General features: G+C 21.5%; 1 protein-coding gene and 1 pseudogene. Both read left to right on the forward strand.

Features of this window, described 5'->3' with window-relative positions; all coding sequences use genetic code 11:
* Window positions 1-47: 47 nt before the first annotated feature.
* On the forward strand, window positions 48-203 hold the full coding sequence (locus AMO19_RS08415) for a hypothetical protein (protein ID WP_179850477.1): 156 nt from the start codon (window positions 48-50) through the stop codon (window positions 201-203).
* A gap of 82 nt (window positions 204-285) precedes the next feature.
* Window positions 286-474 (forward strand): annotated as a pseudogene (locus AMO19_RS08665) (fatty acid desaturase); the annotation flags it as partial.

Genomic DNA, 474 nt, shown 5'->3' on the forward strand with positions numbered 1-474 from the left:
TTCAAGACCTTTATTTTTTTAACAGGAATTTTAGTCTATAAGGGGATATGGATAAAGATCATCTTATTGAGTTAATTTCTAATAGTCTTCTTTACGAGAGTAAAAATTCTGGCTCTAATAAAAATCTTAGTGACTTTAAAAATTACTTAGAAAGATTAAATTTAGATCAATTGAGAACTATGTCTAAAGAATTTATTCTTTAGTATGATTTTAAATTATTTTTTATTGTTTATTAAATAATCAATACTTTTTAAAAATTGTTAGTATCAAATAATTAAAAGAAATATGCATAAAGTAAATAGAGGCGATTTTTTAATAAAACCATTTTTAAAAAGAAATAATATTAGAGCTTCTCATCAAATTATTTCTACTATTTTCCCAATCTTTTCTAGTTGGTTAATCGTCCACCAAATAATTAATCAACCTTTTTCATTATTTATTAAAGGATTTTTATTGATACCTTTTTTATTCCTA

Origin of the sequence: Prochlorococcus marinus, from assembly GCF_001180245.1 — a bacterium.
GTDB classification, from domain to species: Bacteria; Cyanobacteriota; Cyanobacteriia; order PCC-6307; family Cyanobiaceae; genus Prochlorococcus_A; species Prochlorococcus_A marinus_F.

Bases quoted from the DNA above. Each gene is read 5' to 3' on its own strand.
- AMO19_RS08415 (WP_179850477.1), top strand. From the start codon at position 48: ATGGATAAAGATCATCTTATTGAGTTAATTTCTAATAGTCTTCTTTAC.